This is a genomic window from Citrobacter sp. NCU1 (genome assembly GCF_010231475.1).
Classification (GTDB): Bacteria; Pseudomonadota; Gammaproteobacteria; order Enterobacterales; family Enterobacteriaceae; genus Citrobacter_D.
This window is the reverse complement of record NZ_NRDO01000034.1, coordinates 248,409-265,703: the sequence shown is the minus strand read 5'-3', so window position 1 is coordinate 265,703 and position 17,295 is coordinate 248,409. Positions and strand designations below refer to the sequence as shown.

Annotated in this window: 17 protein-coding genes; 9 read left to right on the top strand and 8 right to left on the bottom strand. The window is 52.0% G+C overall.

The window, feature by feature from the left end:
- The first annotated feature begins 23 nt into the window (after positions 1-23).
- Positions 24-1,430: a glycoside-pentoside-hexuronide (GPH):cation symporter gene (locus tag CJP72_RS11160; RefSeq protein ID WP_162381047.1), complete on the top strand. Its 1,407-nt coding sequence runs from the start codon at positions 24-26 to the stop codon at positions 1,428-1,430.
- Positions 1,430-2,380, top strand: a complete 951-nt coding sequence (locus tag CJP72_RS11155; RefSeq protein WP_162381045.1) for a glycoside hydrolase family 43 protein — start codon at positions 1,430-1,432, stop codon at positions 2,378-2,380. Before CJP72_RS11160 ends, CJP72_RS11155 begins: the two co-directional genes overlap by 1 nt.
- A gap of 83 nt (positions 2,381-2,463) precedes the next feature.
- Here the strand turns inward: CJP72_RS11155 and ampE are convergent, their stop codons facing one another.
- On the bottom strand, positions 2,464-3,318 hold the full coding sequence (gene ampE, locus CJP72_RS11150; RefSeq protein WP_162381044.1) for a beta-lactamase regulator AmpE: 855 nt from the start codon (positions 3,316-3,318) through the stop codon (positions 2,464-2,466).
- Entirely contained in the window at positions 3,315-3,878 is a 564-nt protein-coding gene (ampD, locus tag CJP72_RS11145; protein ID WP_162381042.1) for a 1,6-anhydro-N-acetylmuramyl-L-alanine amidase AmpD, read from the bottom strand. The genes ampE and ampD overlap by 4 nt, the downstream gene beginning before the upstream one ends.
- Positions 3,879-3,965: 87 nt before the next feature.
- Between ampD and nadC the strand changes: the two genes are divergently transcribed.
- From nadC to hofC, 4 genes are all read left to right on the top strand, one after another.
- Entirely contained in the window at positions 3,966-4,859 is an 894-nt protein-coding gene (gene nadC, locus CJP72_RS11140; RefSeq protein WP_162381040.1) for a carboxylating nicotinate-nucleotide diphosphorylase, read from the top strand.
- A gap of 244 nt (positions 4,860-5,103) precedes the next feature.
- Positions 5,104-5,541, top strand: coding sequence for a prepilin peptidase-dependent pilin (ppdD, locus tag CJP72_RS11135; RefSeq protein WP_162381038.1), 438 nt, complete (start codon positions 5,104-5,106; stop codon positions 5,539-5,541).
- 9 nt (positions 5,542-5,550) lie between these two features.
- Positions 5,551-6,936 carry a type II secretion system protein GspE gene (gene gspE / locus CJP72_RS11130; protein WP_162381037.1) on the top strand — a complete coding sequence of 462 codons (1,386 nt, stop codon included), beginning with the start codon at positions 5,551-5,553 and terminating at the stop codon, positions 6,934-6,936.
- Positions 6,926-8,125: a protein transport protein HofC gene (gene hofC, locus CJP72_RS11125; RefSeq protein WP_162381036.1), complete on the top strand. Its 1,200-nt coding sequence runs from the start codon at positions 6,926-6,928 to the stop codon at positions 8,123-8,125. The genes gspE and hofC overlap by 11 nt, the downstream gene beginning before the upstream one ends.
- A 38-nt stretch (positions 8,126-8,163) precedes the next feature.
- Here hofC and CJP72_RS11120 read toward each other — a convergent pair whose 3' ends face one another.
- Positions 8,164-9,207: a GMP reductase gene (locus tag CJP72_RS11120; protein WP_162381034.1), complete on the bottom strand. Its 1,044-nt coding sequence runs from the start codon at positions 9,205-9,207 to the stop codon at positions 8,164-8,166.
- A gap of 226 nt (positions 9,208-9,433) precedes the next feature.
- Here CJP72_RS11120 and coaE point away from each other — a divergent pair, with 226 nt between their 5' ends.
- The 3 genes from coaE to yacG are packed head-to-tail and all read left to right on the top strand — an operon-like array spanning position 9,434 to position 11,014.
- The gene (coaE, locus tag CJP72_RS11115) at positions 9,434-10,054 is read left to right on the top strand and encodes a dephospho-CoA kinase (RefSeq protein WP_162381032.1); all 621 of its coding nucleotides are present in this window, start codon (positions 9,434-9,436) and stop codon (positions 10,052-10,054) included.
- Positions 10,054-10,797 carry a cell division protein ZapD gene (gene zapD / locus CJP72_RS11110; RefSeq protein ID WP_162381031.1) on the top strand — a complete coding sequence of 248 codons (744 nt, stop codon included), beginning with the start codon at positions 10,054-10,056 and terminating at the stop codon, positions 10,795-10,797. Before coaE ends, zapD begins: the two co-directional genes overlap by 1 nt.
- Before the next feature lie 22 nt (positions 10,798-10,819).
- Entirely contained in the window at positions 10,820-11,014 is a 195-nt protein-coding gene (gene yacG, locus CJP72_RS11105) for a DNA gyrase inhibitor YacG (protein ID WP_162381029.1), read from the top strand.
- 76 nt (positions 11,015-11,090) lie between these two features.
- Here yacG and mutT read toward each other — a convergent pair whose 3' ends face one another.
- From mutT to ftsZ, 5 genes are all read right to left on the bottom strand, one after another.
- The gene (gene mutT, locus CJP72_RS11100; RefSeq protein WP_162381027.1) at positions 11,091-11,483 is read right to left on the bottom strand and encodes an 8-oxo-dGTP diphosphatase MutT; all 393 of its coding nucleotides are present in this window, start codon (positions 11,481-11,483) and stop codon (positions 11,091-11,093) included.
- 59 nt (positions 11,484-11,542) lie between these two features.
- Positions 11,543-14,248 (bottom strand): preprotein translocase subunit SecA, encoded by a 2,706-nt coding sequence (gene secA, locus CJP72_RS11095; protein ID WP_162381025.1) that lies wholly within the window; start codon positions 14,246-14,248, stop codon positions 11,543-11,545.
- A 64-nt stretch (positions 14,249-14,312) separates the two neighbouring features.
- Positions 14,313-14,819 carry a secA translation cis-regulator SecM gene (secM, locus tag CJP72_RS11090; RefSeq protein WP_162381024.1) on the bottom strand — a complete coding sequence of 169 codons (507 nt, stop codon included), beginning with the start codon at positions 14,817-14,819 and terminating at the stop codon, positions 14,313-14,315.
- 280 nt (positions 14,820-15,099) lie between these two features.
- Positions 15,100-16,017: a UDP-3-O-acyl-N-acetylglucosamine deacetylase gene (gene lpxC / locus CJP72_RS11085; protein WP_162381022.1), complete on the bottom strand. Its 918-nt coding sequence runs from the start codon at positions 16,015-16,017 to the stop codon at positions 15,100-15,102.
- Between the two features lie 100 nt (positions 16,018-16,117).
- Entirely contained in the window at positions 16,118-17,269 is a 1,152-nt protein-coding gene (gene ftsZ, locus CJP72_RS11080; protein WP_003018753.1) for a cell division protein FtsZ, read from the bottom strand.
- Positions 17,270-17,295 lie beyond the last annotated feature (26 nt).

Here is a 17,295-nt window from a genome sequence, read left to right as displayed (position 1 = left end):
CACCTGATAGGGGAGAATTCTCAATGGAAACGCGTAAGCTGTCTGTAAGAGAAAAGATCGGTTATGGCATGGGTGACGCCGGATGTAATATCATCTTTGGCGCTATTATGCTGTTTGTTAACTATTTTTATACGGATATTTTTGGTCTGGCTCCGGCGCTGGTCGGCGTATTGCTGCTTTCTGTGCGCATCATTGACGCCGTCACTGACCCGATTATGGGGGCTCTGGCTGACCGAACGCGCAGCAAATACGGGCGTTTTCGCCCCTGGCTACTGTGGATTGCCTTCCCCTACGCCCTGTTTAGTGTACTGATGTTTACCACGCCTGAGTGGAGCTACAACAGCAAGGTTATCTATGCGTTTGTCACCTATTTCCTGTTATCTATCACTTACACCGCCATCAACATTCCCTATTGCTCGTTAGGTAGTGTCATCACCAACGACCCGAAAGAGCGCGTCGCCTGTCAGTCTTATCGCTTTGTACTGGTGGGTATCGCCACCCTGCTGCTGTCGCTCACGCTGTTGCCGATGGCCGACTGGTTTGGCGGCGAAAACAAAGCCAAAGGTTATCAGATGGCGATGACCGTGCTGGCCTTTATCGGTATGTGCATGTTCTTATTTTGCTTCGCCACCGTGCGCGAGCGTGTACGTCCGGCGGTCCCGACCAACGATGATTTAAAAGCGGACCTCAAAGACGTCTGGAAGAACGACCAGTGGGTTAAAATCCTGCTATTAACCCTATGCAATGTTTGCCCTGGATTTATTCGCATGGCGGCAACCATGTATTACGTCACCTGGGTTATGCAACAGAGTACCCATTTCGCAACGCTGTTTATCAGCCTGGGCGTGGTCGGCATGATGGGGGGCAGTATGCTGGCGAAAGTGCTGACGGATCGCTGGTGTAAACTGAAGGTATTCTTCTGGACCAACATCATACTGGCTATTTTCTCCTGCGCCTTTTACTTCCTCGACCCGCATGCGACAACAATGATTGTCGTACTGTACGTACTGCTCAATATTCTTCATCAGATCCCTTCCCCGCTGCACTGGTCACTGATGGCGGACGTCGATGACTACGGCGAATGGAAAACAGGTAAACGTATTACCGGGATCAGTTTTTCCGGCAATCTGTTTTTCCTGAAATTAGGTCTGGCGATTGCCGGGGCGATGGTGGGTTTTTTACTCTCCTGGTACGGCTACGACGCGGGAGCAAAAGCGCAAAGTGAAAATGCCATCAATAGCATTATGCTGCTGTTCACAATCATTCCAGGCATTGGTTACCTGATCACTGCGGGCGTGGTTCGCCTGCTGAAAGTCGATCGCGAATTTATGCAGCGGATTCAGGCCGATCTGGAAAAACGTCGCATCAACTACCGCGAACTCAACGAATATCAGGACATTCAATCTGCAGAAACAGTAAGGAAAGCCTAATGCACACCTGGCCAAATCCGTTTATTGAGCAACGCGCCGATCCGTTTATCCTCCAGGATGGCCGCGATTACTACTTCATTGCTTCCGTACCGGAATACGATCGCCTGGAGATCCGTCGGGCTAATTCACTGGAAGGATTGCGTGACGCCACGCCCGTTGTGGTGTGGCGCAAGCCAGAAAGCGGCCCAATGAGCGAACTGATCTGGGCGCCAGAACTGCACCACATTGAGAATAAGTGGTATATCTATTTTGCCGCCGCGCATACCCAGGCGCTCGACACTTTAGGCATGTTCCAGCACCGCATGTTCGCTCTCGAGTGTGCAAATGCAGACCCACTCACTGGCGTTTGGGTTGAAAAAGGTCAGATCACAACACCGTTCGACACCTTCGCACTGGATGCCACCACGTTTAATCATCACGGCAAACAGTGGTATCTGTGGGCGCAAAAATCGCCTGATATTGCCGGAAACTCAAATATCTATCTTGCCGAACTGTCCAATCCGTGGACGATCAAAGGTGAGCCGGTCATGCTGAGCAAACCCGAGTATGACTGGGAATGCCGCGGCTTCCTGGTCAACGAAGGCCCCGCCGTTTTACAACATGACAATACGCTGTTCATCAGTTATTCGGCCAGCGCCACTGATGAAAACTACTGTATGGGGTTGCTATGGATTAAGGCAGATGCCGATCCGCTGAACCCGGATAACTGGCAAAAATCACCGCATCCTGTCTTTACCACCAGCGATAAGAACCGCCAGTACGGTCCAGGACACAACAGTTTTACAAAAACACCGGATGGAGAAGATGTGCTGATTTATCACGCACGTAACTACACCGAAATCGAAGGCGATCCGCTCTACGATCCTAATCGTCACACGCGTCTGAAGTTAGTTCACTGGAAGGAAAACGGGATGCCTGATTTTGGCATCCCGCCTGCGGATACACTTTAACTCACCACCCGATGGCGCTGCGCTTACCGTGCCTACGCTTGTCGTAGGCCGGATATGTGCAGCATCATCCGGCGATAACGGCGCTAAATCAGCGTCCCATAAATCGTCAGCAGTGCTATCACTACCACCACCACAAACGACGTCTTCTTCGCCATAGAAACCGCGGCTTTCGGCGTTTCCACTTTGTCCGTATGTGACTCCCGCGCCAGTGAGAACTGCGCCAGACGCGTCAGAACCTGATACTGCGAGGTGCGCAGATCCGCCAGAGAAGCAAACCAGGCTGGCAGCGCCTTCTCACCGTGCCCCAACAAGGCGTAAACCACGCCAGCAAGACGCACAGGGATCCAGTCAACCACATGCAGAATGGCATCAACCCCCGATTGCAGACGCTGATGCGGGTTTTGATAACGCGCCAGCCAGGATTGCCAGGCACGTAAAAAGGCGTATCCCATTAGCGTCACGGGCCCCCACGAGCCACCGACAATAAACCAGAACAGTGGTGCCAGATAGAAACGAAAGTTAATCCATAACAGCGCATTTTGCAGTTCACGCAGAAACTCGCGCTCATTGCACTCCGGTGGAACACCGTGGACAAGCGTCAACTCGCTGGCCATCGCCTCACGCGCATGTGCGTCATCGCGAGAAGCCGCGTTTAGATATGCATGATAATGCAGGCGCACTTTACCAGCACCGACACAGAGCAGGCCTATCAGGATCCAGACTGCCAGCGTTAGGGCATTGAACAGTAAACCGTCCAGCGCGCGCAGCAGCAAAAAGGTGATGCCCATTGCAATCGCCGTCATCCCCAGCGTTCTCAGCATCGAAAAATGCTTAACGCGACGGAATAACGCCTCCAGTCGGTGATCGAGGTGCCAATGTTCACCGAGCTTAAACAGGCGCTCAACAATCAGCACCAATAATGTTGTAAACAGCGTCATGTCATCTCCTTGTGCGACGAGGGGGTGACCAGAGCACGAAACTTCACCCAGTCAAACGACGGGCCAGGATCGGTTTTACGCTCAGGCGCGATATCGCAATGTCCGGTCATGTTATTGGCTATTGCCGGGTAAAGCGCGATGAGCGTACGTGTCACCGCGGCCAGTTGCTGATACTGCTCCTCGCTATAGGCCAACGTGTCCGTACCTTCCAGCTCAATACCGATAGAAAAATCATTACAGCGTTCACGCCCGTGATAATTCGAAACACCTGCATGCCATGCTCGTTTATCGAAAGGCACATACTGCACGATTTCACCGTCACGGCGAATCAGGCAATGGGCAGAAACACGCAGTTGCGCAATCCCGGCAAAAAAAGGGTGGGCATTGGGATCCAAAACGCCTGTGAATAACGCATCAATCCAGGGACCACCAAACTCACCGGGCGGTAAGCTGATATTGTGCACCACCAATAATGAAGGGACTTCGTCATCCGGGCGGCAATCGAAATGCGGAGAGGGGACACGTCGCGCCTCAACCAGCCATCCCTTGTCTAACAACATGCAAGAGCTCCTTAAATGTGGTGCTGATATCCGGTTCAGAGTAGCATGTTTCTACCTTATGATTCGTTAGCAATTTGGAGTTTTATCATGCCGCCTCGCCGCTATAACCCTGACTACCGACGTGACGCGCTGCTGGAACGCATAAATCTGGATATCCCTGCCGCTGTTGCCCAGGCACTGCGCGAAGATTTAGGCGGAGAAGTTGACGCCAGTAACGATATTACCGCGCAACTTCTGCCGGAGAACACACGTTCTCATGCCGTCGTTATTACCCGCGAAGACGGCGTATTTTGTGGCAAACGCTGGGTTGAAGAGGTCTTTATTCAACTGGCGGGCGACGATGTAAACCTCACCTGGCATGTCGCAGATGGCGACAGCATCAAAGCCAATCAGCCGCTATTTGAACTTGATGGCCCGTCTCGTATTTTGCTAACGGGTGAACGCACTGCGCTCAATTTCGTTCAAACCCTCTCTGGCGTTGCCAGTGTGGTACGCGAATATGTCGATCTGCTTGCCGGCACGAATACCCAGTTGTTGGATACGCGTAAAACGCTGCCAGGTCTGCGTACTGCGCTAAAATATGCGGTACTCTGCGGTGGCGGGGCGAACCATCGGTTAGGTCTTTCTGACGCATTCTTGATCAAAGAGAACCACATTATTGCCTCTGGTTCCGTACGCCAGGCTGTTGAAAAAGCGTTCTGGCTGCACCCGGATGTTCCGGTAGAAGTCGAAGTTGAAAATCTGGATGAGCTGGACGACGCACTGAACGCGGGCGCAGATATCATCATGCTGGACAATTTCGACATTTCTCAAATGCGCGAGGCGGTTAAACGCACTCACGGTCAGGCGAGACTGGAAGTTTCAGGTAATGTGACCCATGAAACCCTGCGTGAATTTGCCGAAACGGGTGTCGATTTCATCTCCGTAGGCGCACTCACCAAGCATGTGCGCGCCCTGGATCTCTCCATGCGTTTTCGTTAATCGCTGATTGCATTGCTCGATGGCGCTTCGCTTATCGGGCCTGGCATCCTCGCTTCTTTTGTAGGCCGGATAAAGCATTTACGCCGCCATCCGGCATTTTCTTCGAGCCTCTTCGCAAATGCTCTGCCTGGCTTTGAAACCAACATAAATACGCCTGAACCCGCCTTCCTGTTTTGCTTTTTACCTCTCGTATGCAGCGTCCTGCGTCTGCCACAGTAGCGCCAGCTAACTCAAGGAGCAGACAATGGACAAGCAACGCGGCTTCACGCTTATCGAATTGATGGTCGTCATTGGCATCATCGCTATTTTAAGTGCAATTGGTATTCCGGCTTACCAGAATTACCTGCGTAAAGCGGCACTGACCGACATGCTGCAAACCTTCGTCCCCTATCGCACCGCAGTGGAACTGTGTGCGCTGGACCACGGCGGGACGGATACGTGCAATGCCGGCACGAATGGTATTCCCTCCCCCACGACCACTCGCTATGTCTCTGAAATGAGCGTAGCGAAAGGCGTCGTCATCCTCACCGGACAAGAAAGCCTCAATGGTCTGAGCGTCACCATGACGCCTGGCTGGGATAACGCTAATGGTATTACTGGCTGGACACGTGTTTGCGCGATCCAGAATGACAGCGCATTGCAGCAAGCCTGCGAAGACGTTTTTCGCTTTGACGCCAATTGAGGTTCAATAATGAAAGACGCACAACTTCGGGCCTTGTGCCAGCGCCATCAGGCTGTACTCATCAATGTGGATAGCGATACTGTCCATATCGCCGTGGTCGACTCGCCCTCTCAGGGATTGTTGGATGCTCTGCGGTTCGCGACGCAAAAACGGATCGATCTCGCATGCTGGACTCAACAACAAATGGAAAGCCATCTGCACAAACCCCAACAAGCGTCGTCGACAGCTATCCCGGAAAATGGCCAGACCGCTGCCGGATTGCTGCATCAGACCTTACAGACTGCACTGGCAAAACGCGCCTCTGATATTCACATTGAACCGACTGAAAACCATTACCGAATCAGACTTCGCGTGGACGGTGTGTTACACGCCTTGCCGAACATATCGTCGGAAACGGGTACGGCGCTGACTGCAAGACTGAAAGTGCTGGGTCATCTGGACATCGCGGAACACCGTCTCCCGCAGGATGGGCAGTTCGCCATCGAATTAAGCGGTAGCGCAGTCTCATTTCGCATCGCCACGCTTCCCTGTCGGGGCGGAGAGAAAGTGGTGCTCCGCCTTTTACACCAGGTCAATCAGGCGCTGGACATAAAAATGCTGGGGATGCAGGAACACCAGCTAACTGAATTCATGCAGGCGCTACAGCAACCGCAGGGTCTGGTGTTGGTCACAGGCCCGACCGGGAGCGGAAAAACAGTCACACTCTACAGCGCACTGCAAACACGCAACATGCCAGACCTTAACCTCTGTAGCGTGGAAGATCCGATCGAGATCCCCATCGAAGGTCTCAACCAGACACAAATCCACCCTCGTGCGGGTCTCAGCTTCCTAAATGAATTACGTGCATTACTGCGCCAGGACCCCGATATCATCATGGTTGGGGAAATCCGCGACGGAGAAACGGCGGAAATTGCCATTAAAGCGGCACAAACTGGTCATCTGGTTCTCTCTACGCTGCATACCAACTCAACCATTGAAACATTGGTCCGGTTGCAGCAAATGGGCGTGGCACGTTGGATGCTTTCCTCTGCGCTGACGCTGGTGGTTGCACAACGTCTGGTGCGAAAACTGTGCCCGCACTGCCGACATGTCACGGGAGATTCCATTGTACTCCCGGCCACACTATGGCCCACGTGGCTCCCGCGCTGGCAGGCGCCCGGCTGCGAACATTGTCACCATGGGTTCTATGGGCGTACGGCACTGTTCGAAGTTCTGCCCGTCACACCAGCGCTCAGGCAACTCATCGCTAACGAAACCGATATTGAAACTCTTGAATCCCATGCTCAACAGGCCGGTATGCGTTCGCTTTTTGACAATGGCTGCGAGGCCGTTGAACAAGGATTAACGACATTTGAAGAGTTGATCCGTGTACTGGGTATGCCTCATGGCGGCTAAACAACTCTGGCGTTGGCAGGGTCTTAACGACGAAGGCGTCTCTGCAGACGGCACATTGTGGGCTGAAAACCGGGGATTGTTGCTTGTGGCTCTGGCGCAACAACGGATTACACCGCTTCGTATCAGGCGCATAAGCGTGAAAACAGCCCAATGGCGTGCAGAAAAAACGGCAGAACTTATCTACCAACTGGCAACGCTCCTCAATGCAGGCTTAACACTTTCCGAAGGGCTAACGTTACTTGCCGGACAACATCCCAGTGGGCAATGGCGAGCATTACTCCACGTTCTGGCGCACGACCTGGAACAGGGAATACCGTTTTCCAGCGCGCTCTCGCAATGGGCAAATGTCTTTCCCCCTCTTTATCAGGCGATGATTCGTACCGGAGAACTGACGGGTAAACTTGATGAATGCTGTTTTGAACTGGCCCGCCAGCAGAAGGCACAGCAACTACTCACGGAGAAAGTGAAAAAAGCACTGCGCTATCCCATCATCATTTTAACTATGGCGTTCCTGGTCGTTCTCGCCATGCTGCACTTTGTTCTACCGGAATTTGCTGCCATCTATAAAACGTTCAATACACCGCTACCCTCTTTGACTCGAGGGGTGATGGCATTCGCTGATTTTACGGCGTCCTCGGGATGGCTACTGGCGTTGCTTTGTATCGTGTTAGCGATAGCAAATACGATACTACGGCGAAAACCGTCCTGGCAGATCTTGCGCCAGCGCCTTCTGCTGCGAACGCCGGTGATTGGTCGTCTGGTGCGGGGACAGAAGCTCACTCAAATATTTACCATTCTGGCGCTGACGCAAAGTGCGGGTATCACGTTTTTACAAGGGCTGGAGAGCGTGAGAGAAACGATAGTATGCCCCTGGTGGTCGCAACGACTGATGCAAATACAGCACGACATTACCGCAGGGCACCCAATCTGGCTGGCGTTCAAAAATGCCGGAGAATTTAGTCCATTATGCCTGCAACTGGTGAGAACCGGAGAAGCCTCTGGCTCACTGGATACGATGTTGCATAACCTTTCCCGACATCACAGTGAAAATACGCTCTCCCTGGCAGATAACCTGGCGGCATTGCTGGAACCCACGCTGTTGGTGATAACCGGGTTAATTATAGGAACGTTGGTGGTGGCAATGTATTTACCCATTTTCCATCTTGGGGATGCAATGAGTGGAGGGTAGTGAGAAGCTGGCGCTGAATGCCGCGCCAGCACAAGCGATTACAGGCTATTGAAAACGCGGTTTTCTTGTTCCTGAACGCGAATAAAGGTGGTGCGTTTGGTCAGCTCTTTCAGACGGGATGCCCCAACATAAGTACAGGCAGAACGCAAACCACCGAGGATATCACGCGCGGTGTTTTCAACCGGACCACGCAGCGGCAGCTTAACGGTTTTACCCTCTGCAGCGCGGTATTGCGCAACGCCACCTACGTGGCGAGTCATTGCAGACTCTGAGCTCATACCGTAGAAAAGCATGAACTTCTCGCCGTTCTCTTCAACAATTCTCCCGCCGCTTTCTTCATGGCCTGCCAGCATTCCGCCTAACATTACGAAGTCCGCGCCACCGCCAAAAGCTTTGGCAACATCGCCTGGCATCGTGCAGCCGCCATCGCTGACAATCATGCCGCCCAGACCATGTGCCGCATCGGCACATTCAATCACAGCAGAAAGCTGCGGATAGCCAACACCGGTTTTCACTCGGGTTGTACATACAGAACCAGGGCCAATCCCGACCTTCACAATATCCGCGCCGGAAAGAACCAGTTCTTCACACATTTCACCGGTGACCACATTACCTGCACAGATGGTTTTTGTTGGCCATGCTTCACGCGCCTTCGCCACAAACTGTACGAAATGTTCAGAGTAACCGTTTGCCACATCAATACAGATAAAGTTCAGTGCCGGATTCAGCGCCAGAATCTGATTCGTTTTTTCAAAATCAGCATCAGAAGTCCCGGTAGAGACCATCACGTGCTTAACCACATCGGCAGAGGCTTCGCTGACAAACGCGCTCCAGTCTGCAACGGAGTAGTGCTTGTGAACAGCGGTCAGAATACCGAAAGAGGCCAAAGCGGTAGCCATCGAAAATGTACCAACGGTGTCCATATTCGCAGCAATAACCGGGACGCCAGACCAAGTCTGACCTGAGTGTTTAAAGGTAAATTCACGTTCCAGTTCAACATCGGAACGACTTTTGAGAGTAGAACGCTTAGGGCGGATAAGAACGTCTTTGAAACCTAACTTCAGATCTTCTTCGATACGCATGTGCGGATTCCTGGGGTTAATGGCTATAAGAATGAGAGCACAACTCCAGTGACGTTATCATACGCACTAATCATGGCTTCGCAAGACTGCGAAATTCTCTTTTTTTACGCTACAATCCCATAAATTTACCTGGCGAACAGTGGGCACCCCTCACAACAGCACCGCTTTCGCATGTTTAACTTTTAACCATTTGATTATCAAAATCAATTTCCCGGGATCAAATTATATGAGGTATACGGTAGCCTTAACAGGCGGCATCGGCAGTGGTAAAAGCACCGTTGCAAATGCATTTGCTGACCTCGGAATAAACGTGATTGATGCAGATATTATTGCGCGCCAGGTGGTTGAACCAGGCCAACCCGCCCTTACCGCGATCGCGGAACATTTTGGTTCAGACGTTATCGCTGCGGACGGTTCATTGCAACGGCGGGTTTTACGCGAACGCATATTTGCCGCACCAGAAGAGAAGTCCTGGCTAAATAGCTTACTGCACCCCCTCATTCAGCAGGAAACTCAGCGGCAATTTCAGCAAACGACGTCGCCTTACATACTTTGGGTGGTGCCGCTGCTAGTTGAAAACGCGTTGTACAAAAAGGCCGATCGTGTGCTTGTGGTCGATGTCACCCCAGAGACGCAACGCCTTAGAACCATGCAACGCGACGACGTGACGCGTGAGCATGTTGAACAAATTCTGGCTGCCCAGGCAACGCGTGAAGCGCGTCTTGCCGTGGCGGACGATGTTATTGATAATAACGGCGCGCCGGATGCCATTGCATCAGATGTCGCCCGCCTGCATGCGCACTATTTACAACTTGCGTCGCAGTTTGTCTCACAGGAAAAACCGTAATGCACACCCAGGTCCTTTTTGAACACCCTCTCAATGAGAAGATGCGTACATGGCTGCGCATTGAGTTTCTGATCCAACAACTCTCCGCCAAACTCCCTATTGCAGATCATGCTGGAGCACTGCATTTCTTCCGTAATATCGGTGACTTGCTGGATGTGTTTGAGCGCGGAGAAGTGCGCACAGAACTTCTCAAAGAGCTTGAACGCCAGCAGCGTAAGCTTAAGGCCTGGATGGAAGTGCCTGGTGTTGATCAAAGTCGAATTGATGCCCTTCGCCAGCAATTAAAAACGGCTGGCAGCATTTTGATTTCAGCGCCACGAATTGGACAGGAACTGCGTGAAGATCGCCTCATCGCTCTGGTACGCCAGCGTCTGAGCATTCCAGGCGGCTGCTGCAGTTTTGATCTGCCAACGCTGCACATCTGGCTGCATCTGCCGCAATCGCAACGTGATGCTCTGGTTGAAACATGGCTTGCGAGCCTGAATCCACTGAATCAGGCATTGACGCTGATCCTGGATCTAATCCGTAACTCCGCGCCCTTCCGTAAGCAAACCAGCCTGAATGGTTTCTATCAGGATAACGGTGACGATGCAGACCTGTTGCGTCTACATCTGGCGCTGGACTCACAGCTTTATCCACAAATTTCAGGGCACAAAAGCCGTTTTGCGATCCGTTTTATGCCGCTGGACAGTGAAAATGGCCAGGTTCCTGAACGCCTGGACTTTGAACTGGCATGTTGTTAAGAAGTGAGTTTAAGGAGTGAAAATGTCTGAACAAACCATCGTAAACTGCCCAACCTGCGGTAAAAATGTTGTCTGGGGCGAAATCAGTCCATTTCGTCCATTCTGTTCCAAACGCTGTCAATTGATCGATTTAGGGGAATGGGCAGCCGAAGAAAAACGTATTCCCAGTTCTGGCGATCTGTCAGAGAGTGATGACTGGAGCGAAGAACAGCGGTAAATCTGCTATTGAGCGGTCGGGTGGCACCACCGCCATTCCTTGCCGGATGGCGGCAACGCCTTATCCGGTTTACGGCCTACCTAATCTGTTTTAACTTCGTAATGACGGGTTCATTTGCCGGTGGAAAATTTTTTGCATCCAGCTTGCTCTGCGCGATCCACTGACCGGGTTGCCCTTCCTTTCCCCACGGCTCTCCTTCCCAGTTTTCGACCAACCAGAACCAGAGAGTGATCTGTCGATCCGGGAACTGGTACTCCAGCGTATCAAATAGCGTCGCACCTTGAGGCGTAATACCAACTTCTTCCTGCAGTTCACGAATCAGCGCCTGTTCCGGCGTTTCGCCCAACTCAATTTTCCCACCCGGAAATTCCAGTTTATTCGCCATATGGGCATCAGCGGCACGCTGGGTAATAAAAATTTCGTTCTGCGGGTTACGAATTATCCCGACGGCGATTTGCAGAATCTTCATTTTCTCACATCCATAAAAAAGGCGCAGATATCTGCGCCTTTATCGTTTTTATTCAGACCTTAGCTCAGACGACCATGGCACTGTTTGTATTTTTTACCGGAACCGCAAGGGCAGGGATCATTACGACCCACTTTACGATCGCCCGTTTGCGCAGCCAACTCTTCTGCCACTGCGGTATCATCACCTTTATGGATAAGCTGTTGCATTTGCGCCAAACGTTCAGCTTCTTCACGACGCTGCTGTTCCATGGCTTCAACCTCTTCCGGCATGCGAACCTGAACTTTGCTCAGCGTGCTGATCACTTCATATTTCAGTGACTCCAGCATAGAGGCAAACATGGAGAAAGATTCACGTTTATATTCCTGCTTCGGATCTTTCTGCGCATAGCCACGTAAATGGATACCCTGACGTAAGTAATCCATTGCCGCCAGGTGCTCTTTCCACAGCGAATCGAGCGTTTGCAGCATAACGCCCTTCTCGAAGTGGCGCATCATTTCTGCACCGACAACCTCTTCTTTGCGCTGATAAACATCGATAGCATGCGCCAGAATACGTTCACGCAGCGTTTCTTCGTGCAATTCAGGCTCTTTATCCAGCCACTCTGAAATCGGCATGTCGAGATCAAAATCGTTTTTCAGGCGTTCCTGCAGCCCAGGGACATCCCACATCTCTTCCAGCGACTGCGGCGGAATATAGGCATCGATGGTGACTTTGAACACATCTTCGCGGATGCTGTTGATGGTTTCGCTTACATCGGTCACATCCAGCAGTTCGTTACGCTGGCTGTAGATAGCGCGACGCTGATCGTTTGCCACATCATCATATTCCAGCAGTTGCTTACGAATATCGAAGTTACGGCTTTCTACTTTACGCTGGGCGTTAGCAATCGCTTTGGTGACCCACGGGTGCTCAATGGCCTCACCCGGTTTCATGCCGAGTTTGCGCATCATGCCTGAAACACGGTCAGAGGCGAAGATACGCATCAGCGCATCTTCCATCGACAGATAGAAACGAGAAGAACCGGCGTCACCCTGACGACCAGAACGGCCACGAAGCTGGTTATCGATACGACGAGATTCGTGACGTTCAGTCCCAATGATGTGCAAACCGCCCGATGCCAGCACCGCATCATGACGCACCTGCCAGTCAGCTTTAATCTGTGCAATCTGTTCCGGTGTTGGATTTTCCAGCTCAGCCACTTCAGCCTGCCAGCTCCCCCCCAACACGATATCGGTACCACGACCCGCCATGTTAGTCGCGATGGTCACTGCAGCCGGGTAACCCGCCTGTGCAACAATCGCCGCTTCGTTGGCGTGGAATTTGGCGTTCAGAACGTTATGTTTGATACCCGCTTTCACCAGCTCATTAGAAACCACTTCGGATTTCTCGATGGAGATAGTACCGACCAGCACTGGCTGACCATTCGCAGTACGCTCTTTGATATCTTCAATAATCGCCTGAATTTTTTCCGCTTCCGTCATGTAGACCAGGTCCGGCATGTCTTTACGGATCATCGGACGGTTGGTCGGAACCACAACGGTATCCAGCTTGTAGATAGAGCTAAATTCAAATGCTTCGGTATCTGCTGTACCGGTCATACCGGCCAGTTTCTCGTACAGACGGAAGTAGTTCTGGAACGTAATGGAGGCCAGCGTCTGGTTTTCGTTCTGGATATCCACGCCTTCTTTCGCTTCAACGGCCTGGTGCAAACCATCAGACCAGCGACGCCCCTGCATGGTACGACCGGTGTGTTCGTCAACGATGATAACTTCACCGTCTTTCACGATGTAGTCGACGTCGCGGGTAAACAGCACGTGCGCGCGCAACGCAGCGGTGACGTGGTGCATCAGCATAATGTTGCCCGGAGAGTACAGCGACTCACCTTCGTCCATGATGCCTTCATTCACCAGCAGTTCTTCAATCAGCACCAGACCACGTTCGGTCAGGTTCACCTGACGGGCTTTCTCATCAACGGAGAAATGGCCTTCACCCTGGAAGGTGTCGGAGTCTTCTTTCTCCTGACGCACCAGGCGTGGAATGATTTTGTTCACTTTCTTATACATTTCTGAGCTGTCTTCAGCCGGACCAGAAATGATAAGCGGCGTACGTGCTTCATCGATCAGGATGGAGTCCACCTCATCCACCAGCGCGTAGTGCAGTTTACGTTGAACGCGTTCTTCAGGGCTAAACGCCATGTTATCGCGCAGGTAGTCAAAGCCGTATTCGTTGTTGGTACCGTAAGTGATGTCCGCCGCGTATGCTTCACGTTTTGCAGGTGCAGGCAGGCCAGACATGTTGATGCCGACGCTCATGCCGAGGAATTCAAACAGTGGACGGTTATTTTCGGCGTCACGCTGTGCCAGGTAATCGTTCACGGTCACCACGTGCACACCTTTACCGCTTAATGCGTTCAGGTAAGCAGGCAGCGTTGCGGTCAGGGTTTTACCTTCACCGGTACGCATCTCCGCGATGCAGCGATCGTTAAGGACCATACCGCCTAACAACTGAACGTCAAAGTGGCGCATCCCGAAGACGCGTTTACTGGCTTCGCGGACAACCGCAAAGGCTTCCGGAATCAGGCTTTCCAGGCTTTCACCTTTTTCCAGACGAGCACGGAACTCTGTCGTTTTCGCTTTCAGTTCATCATCGGAGAGTTTTTCCATCTCCGGTTCCATGGCATTAATCACGCCGACGACTTTGCGCATGCGACGTAACGTACGATCGTTACGGCTACCGAATACTTTCGTTAATAATTTGATTAGCATAATAATAAAATCTCAAACGCCCCGCGAAGCGAAGTCATAAAAATGAGTTAAAGGTTTTTTGTTTTTAGCTGAGGCATTGAGGGCCAGCACGTATTCCTTGCGCCTGGTTAATCCAGACAGAAACGTTAAATACGGCCTGAGGCGTAAAATGGGCGTACGCCAGTTGGCGCACGATTGCAGGCGGCTGGCCTTCCTGAGTCAGCATGGCGCTGAGCGTATTCAGTAAAGCGAGATGATGTGCCTGAAGTGGTAGTGGTTCTTCAGCAACGGGTAGCGCTTGCGGCGCCATTGCGAAGGAAAGATGGCGAATAACCGTCCGAATCGCATGCTGGTGCCAGTAATCGACGGTAAAATTCGGGCGACGGTTGGTGGCTTCCAGCAACGCAAGCTGGCTAAAGTTTACCTTCGCAGATTGATCGTGATTGCTGGCTGTCGCTTTTGCTGGCGTATTCGGCTCGGCAGCGTTACTGAGAGCGGGCAGACCAAAACTCGCCGCGACCATCCCTAATAAGAGATGCGGCCAGAAGTACCGTCTGCCTAACTGTCGCCAGCGCGTCAGTATTCCACTCACGTCATTGCCACCTTAAAAGCCCGATCGTCGGGTTTATGCTTTCTAAACGTTATTTTTGCGCACAAATCTTATCACTAATACCGCTGTACTACAGCAGGAATGACAAAAAGCTAAGGGTAAAAATGCTTAAGAAAGCAGCGAACGCGCTGCGTTTCGATTCAGCAACACATAAAAATCGCATCAGAAAAAATGGCGGGTACGCCACAAAAAAAACGACTGGCTTACCTGGCCGGAGAGAGTGCCAGATTAACCAGTCGAATTTATGCGACAGGGTATGTCGTTATGCCAGTACGGTCGAAGGCGCTTTGAAAGCCAACGGCAGTTCTGCGTCGTCCTGGAAGGTCACAAATTCCCAGGCTTCCTGTTTAGCCAGGACTGCCTGTAGCAGTTTGTTATTCAGCGCATGACCGGATTTATACGCGGTAAATGCACCGATAATATTGTGACCACACATGAACAAGTCACCGATAGCATCAAGCATTTTGTGGCGAACAAATTCATCTTCAAAACGCAGGCCGTCTTCGTTCAATACGCGATAATCGTCAACAACGATGGCACAATCGAAGCTGCCGCCCAGGCACAAACCACGAGACTGCAGATATTCGATATCACGCATGAAGCCGAAAGTACGCGCACGGCTGATCTGGCGCATGAACGCGTCCGCAGAGAAGTTCATCGCATAGCGCTGCGTACTGGAGTCAATCGCCGGATGGTTAAAGTCGATAGTGAAATCCAACGTAAAACCATTGTACGGCTTGAACTCAGCCCACTTGTCGCCATCTTCGACACGAACAGTCTCTTTGATGCGTACAAATTTCTTGGCGCTTTTCAGTTCTTCAATGCCTGCATCAAGCAGCAGGTAGACGAACGGAGCGGCACTGCCATCCATGATCGGGATTTCCGGAGCATTGACTTCGATAACAATGTTATCGATGCCCAGGCCCGCCAGAGCAGCGTTAAGATGCTCAACGGTTGAAATCCGTACATCATGCTCATTAACCAGACACGTACAGAGCATGGTATCACGCACAGATTTGGCATCGGCCGGGAAATCTACCGGTGGATTCAAGTCGGTGCGACGATAGATGACCCCGGTGTTGGCCGGCGCAGGTCGTAATGTCAGGGTGACTTTTTTGCCGGTATGTAAACCGACACCAGTCGCCTGAACGATACGTTTAAGTGTCCTTTGTTTGATCATCGTATAATCTCGCCAAATTACCTATCCAACCGAAGTGTACTATACATTCGGCGGGCCAGTTTAGCACAAAGAGCCACGATACCCAAATTCCAGCTTATTCTTAGTCAGCTTGCTTGCGCAGGAACGCAGGGATATCGAGATAATCCGGCTCTTTAGTGGTTTGCGGCGTGTTGTCGTTAACCACTTTAGCAACCGGTTTTTGCTCTTGCGTCAACGGCGCCATGCCGTGCTGTTGGTAGCGATCCATCACTGGCTGCTGCACCTGCTTATTGGTGACCAGGGTGATTTCCGGACGTTTGTCCATACCAATTCCAGTGGCAACAACAGTGACACGCAGTTCGTCATTCATATCCGGGTCAAGAGAAGTACCGATAACCACGGTTGCATTATCCGAGGCAAATGCACGGATGGTGTTACCCACGGTTTCAAACTCATCCAGACGCAGATCGAAGCCCGCCGTAATGTTGACCAGTACGCCGCGCGCGCCAGACAGATCGATATCTTCCAGCAGCGGAGAAGAGATAGCCATTTCAGCCGCTTCTTCCGCACGGTCTTCACCGCTCGCCACGCCGGAGCCCATCATCGCATAGCCCATTTCGGACATCACGGTGCGTACGTCTGCAAAGTCGACGTTCATCAGACCAGGACGGGTGATCAGCTCTGCGATCCCCTGTACCGCGCCTTTCAGCACGTCGTTTGCTGCGCCAAATGCGTCCAGCAGGGAGATACCGCGCCCCAGCACTTTCAGCAGTTTGTCATTCGGGATAGTGATCAGAGAGTCCACATGTTTGGACAGCTCCGTAATACCCTGCTCCGCGAATGCCATGCGTTTCTTGCCTTCAAAATTGAAAGGCTTAGTCACGACAGCGACGGTCAGAATACCTAAATCTTTTGCGACTTCAGCAACCACTGGCGCAGCACCTGTACCGGTACCGCCACCCATGCCTGCTGCAATAAACACCATGTCTGCCCCGTCAAGCGCTGCACGCAGTGCCTCACGATCTTCGTCAGCCGCATTGCGACCCACTTCCGGGTTTGCCCCCGCCCCCAGACCTTTGGTGATACCGCTACCGATCTGAATGGTCTGGCCAACAGCAGTTTTACGCAACGCCTGAGCGTCGGTATTGACTGCGAAGAATTCAACACCTTCAATGCGCTCGCGCACCATGTGTTCAACGGCATTACCGCCGCCGCCACCGACGCCGATGACTTTAATCACCGCGTCGTTGGTCAGTTCCATAGGTTCAAACATAGTTTCTCTCCGTTTTGTGCCTGTCG

Bases quoted from the DNA above. Each gene is read 5' to 3' on its own strand.
- mutT (WP_162381027.1), bottom strand. From the start codon at position 11,483: ATGAAGATTCTGCAAATCGCCGTCGGGATAATTCGTAACCCGCAGAAC.
- secA (WP_162381025.1), bottom strand. From the start codon at position 14,248: ATGCTAATCAAATTATTAACGAAAGTATTCGGTAGCCGTAACGATCGT.
- lpxC (WP_162381022.1), bottom strand. From the start codon at position 16,017: ATGATCAAACAAAGGACACTTAAACGTATCGTTCAGGCGACTGGTGTC.
- coaE (WP_162381032.1), top strand. From the start codon at position 9,434: ATGAGGTATACGGTAGCCTTAACAGGCGGCATCGGCAGTGGTAAAAGC.
- CJP72_RS11155 (WP_162381045.1), top strand. From the start codon at position 1,430: ATGCACACCTGGCCAAATCCGTTTATTGAGCAACGCGCCGATCCGTTT.
- ppdD (WP_162381038.1), top strand. From the start codon at position 5,104: ATGGACAAGCAACGCGGCTTCACGCTTATCGAATTGATGGTCGTCATT.
- CJP72_RS11120 (WP_162381034.1), bottom strand. From the start codon at position 9,207: ATGCGTATCGAAGAAGATCTGAAGTTAGGTTTCAAAGACGTTCTTATC.
- ampD (WP_162381042.1), bottom strand. From the start codon at position 3,878: ATGTTGTTAGACAAGGGATGGCTGGTTGAGGCGCGACGTGTCCCCTCT.
- gspE (WP_162381037.1), top strand. From the start codon at position 5,551: ATGAAAGACGCACAACTTCGGGCCTTGTGCCAGCGCCATCAGGCTGTA.
- nadC (WP_162381040.1), top strand. From the start codon at position 3,966: ATGCCGCCTCGCCGCTATAACCCTGACTACCGACGTGACGCGCTGCTG.
- yacG (WP_162381029.1), top strand. From the start codon at position 10,820: ATGTCTGAACAAACCATCGTAAACTGCCCAACCTGCGGTAAAAATGTT.
- hofC (WP_162381036.1), top strand. From the start codon at position 6,926: ATGGCGGCTAAACAACTCTGGCGTTGGCAGGGTCTTAACGACGAAGGC.
- CJP72_RS11160 (WP_162381047.1), top strand. From the start codon at position 24: ATGGAAACGCGTAAGCTGTCTGTAAGAGAAAAGATCGGTTATGGCATG.
- ftsZ (WP_003018753.1), bottom strand. From the start codon at position 17,269: ATGTTTGAACCTATGGAACTGACCAACGACGCGGTGATTAAAGTCATC.
- zapD (WP_162381031.1), top strand. From the start codon at position 10,054: ATGCACACCCAGGTCCTTTTTGAACACCCTCTCAATGAGAAGATGCGT.
- ampE (WP_162381044.1), bottom strand. From the start codon at position 3,318: ATGACGCTGTTTACAACATTATTGGTGCTGATTGTTGAGCGCCTGTTT.